The sequence below is a fragment of the Accumulibacter sp. genome (assembly GCF_032229525.1).
Taxonomy (GTDB): domain Bacteria; phylum Pseudomonadota; class Gammaproteobacteria; order Burkholderiales; family Rhodocyclaceae; genus Accumulibacter.
The window spans coordinates 1-2,804 of sequence record NZ_JAVTWB010000070.1 but is presented as its reverse complement, the minus strand read 5'-3'; the positions used below and the strand labels follow the sequence as shown (position 1 = coordinate 2,804).

Sequence of the window (2,804 nt, the reverse complement as noted above, 5' to 3'; positions counted from 1 at the left end):
AGCTGACCATCCCGACGCCGGTTGCCAGCAGCAGTCCCAGCGCCAGTAGTCCGGCGGCGTTTCGCGGCATGCGTCGCTGCGCGAAGGCGTTGCCGTTGGCCAGATATTGCACCACCAGTGCGACACTGGTGATCAGGCCGGCGACGAAGCCCCCGCCGGGCACATTATGCCCACGCAGGAAGATATACACCGACACGGTCAGGGCCAGGGGCAGCAAGGGGCGCATCAACATCGCGAGAAACAGCGGATGGGCTTCGCTTGCCCACGGTCGGCCCTCGCTATCGCGTCGCGGCGCGATCAGGATCAGCCGGTCAAGGACGGCGTGCGAAGCCAGTGCGACCATCGCCAGCACGGTGATTTCACCGAGGGTGTCGAAACCGCGAAAGTCGACCAGGATTACATTGACGACGTTGGTGCCGCCACCACCGGGAACCGCTTGCTGCAGATAAAAGCCCGAGATCGTCTCGAACGGCGCGGCGAGCATCTGCAAGGTGACCAGCATCAGGCCGCCGCCAGCGAGGCTTGCCAGCAGCACGTCGCGTGCCAGTCGACTGGCGCTGCTTGGCGGTGCCGTGCGTGCCGGCAGGTAGTAGAGCACCAGCAGCATCAGGATGATCGTTCCGGTTTCGACGGCAAGTTGGGTGAGCGCCAGGTCAGGCGCCGACAGGCGAATGAAGATCAGCGCCACCACCAGGCCGACGATGCCGACCAGGATCACCGCCAGCAACCGTTGCCGGTACAGCAGCGTGGCGCCCACACTGCCGAGGAGGAGGGCGAACAGGGCGAGGTAGGCGGCTTCGCCGGCGGGCTGGGCGGGTAGCCGGACGGAGGCCGCCGGGCCAGAGAAAAAGGCCCAGCCTCCGAGGACCAGGATGAAGGCGAACAGGAGGGCGTTGTAGCGCTGCAGCGAGCCGTTATCGAGCGCAGCCACGAGTCGTCGCGCGCTGGCGGCAAGCAGGCGGTAGACGCGCTCGAAGGCGGTGCGCGGGCGCAGTGGTGGCAGTTGCTCTTGCCAGGCGAACAGCGGACCGCGCAGGGCGTAAATGAGAACGCCGCCGGCCAGCGCCAGCAGGCTCATCATCAAGGGCCGGTTGAAACCATGCCACAGCGCCAGTTCGAAGGTCGGAAGTGGTCCCTGCAACGTGGCCTGCGCGGCGACGTCGAGCAGCGGCGCGACGGTCCATCCCGGGAACACGCCGACCAGCAGGCAAAGCAGTACCAGGAGTTCGATCGGCGCGCGCATCCAGCGCGGCGGCTCGTGCGGCTGGCGCGGCAGGTCGATCGGCTCGCCGTTGAAGAACACGTCGTGAACGAAGCGCAACGAGTAAGCGACGGCGAGCATGCCGGCGATCGTCGCGATCAGCGGCAGCAGCCAGGCGACGGCTTCGAATTGCGGGTGAGCGACCGTTTCGGCGAAGAACATCTCCTTGCTCAGGAAGCCGTTGAGCAGCGGTACGCCGGCCATCGAGCTGGCAGCAATGATCGCCAGGCTGGCGGTGATCGGCATCCGTTTGAACATGCCGTTGACACGGCGCATGTCGCGCGTGCCGCATTCGTGGTCGATGACCCCGGCAGCCATGAACAACGAGGCCTTGAAGATCGCGTGGTTGATGATATGAAAAACGCCGGCAACGATCGATAAAGGCGTGTCGAGACCGAACAGCAGGGTGATCAGTCCGAGATGGCTGATCGTCGAGTAAGCCAGCAGCCCTTTGATGTCGTGTCTGAATAGCGCCGTTGCCGCGGAGTACACCAGGGTCACCGCGCCGGTGCCGCTGACCAGCCAGAACCACAGGTCGGTGCCACCGAGCGCCGGGTGCAGGCGAGCGAGCAGGAAGACTCCGGCCTTGACCATGGTCGCCGAATGCAGGTAAGCCGATACCGGCGTCGGCGCCGACATGGCGTTGGGTAGCCAGAAGTGGAAGGGAAACTGTGCCGACTTGGTGAACGCGCCGAGCAGGATCAGGATCAGCGTTGGCGCGTAGAGCGGGTGTGCCCGTATCTGCTCGCCCGCAGCGAGGATTACCGAAAGCTCGTAACTGCCGGCGATATGACCGAGCAGCAGGATGCCGGCGAGCAGTGCCAGACCACCGCCGCCGGTGACCGCGAGGGCCATGCGGGCGCCGATTCGAGACTCGTATTTCTCGTGGTTGTAGGCGACCAGCAGAAACGAGGAGAGGCTGGTGATTTCCCAGAAGACGAGTAGCAGCACCACGTTCTCGGAGAGCACGATGCCCAGCATCGCCGCCATGAACAGCAGCAGGATCGAATAGAAGCGGCCCAGGCGATCGCTGTCCGGCAGATAGTAGAAGGCGTACAGCACCACCAGCAAACCGATGCCACAGATCAGCAGGCAGAAAAGCAGGCCGAGGCCGTCCAGGCGCAGGCTGAGGTCCAGTCCATAGGCGGGCAGCCACGGCAGGTGTGCGAGTTCGGTGTGGCCGGCGAAAGTGGCCGGCGCCAACTGCAGCACCAGGCCCAGACAGGTGGCGATGACCGCTGCGGCAGCCAGCGCCGAGGCGCCACGTCCGAAGCGCTGCAGCAGCAGCGGCAGCAAGAAGGCACCGAAGGCGGTAGCAGGGATTGCCGCGAGCAGCAGGCTCGAGTTCACAGGGGCCGATCCAGGATTGAGTTGTCGGAGCGTGACGCAAGGGCGTTGGAGGTGCGATTATAACCATCCTCGGCATTGGCAGACGCGGCAGGCGGCGTCATCTCCCCGAAACATTGGCGGCGTAGGCTGCCGTCAATCATTGTCTTGCGAAGGCGAGCCCAGACTCATGAGTGACCACCTCAGCAAACAGTTC

At 64.8% G+C, this 2,804-nt stretch carries 1 protein-coding gene; it reads right to left on the bottom strand.

Annotation, left to right across the window (positions count from 1 at the left end):
- Positions 1-2,599 (bottom strand): monovalent cation/H+ antiporter subunit A (locus RUW20_RS04480; protein WP_409559303.1); only part of this gene is annotated, 2,599 nt, incomplete at its 3' end.
- Between the last annotated feature and the right edge of the window lie 205 nt (positions 2,600-2,804).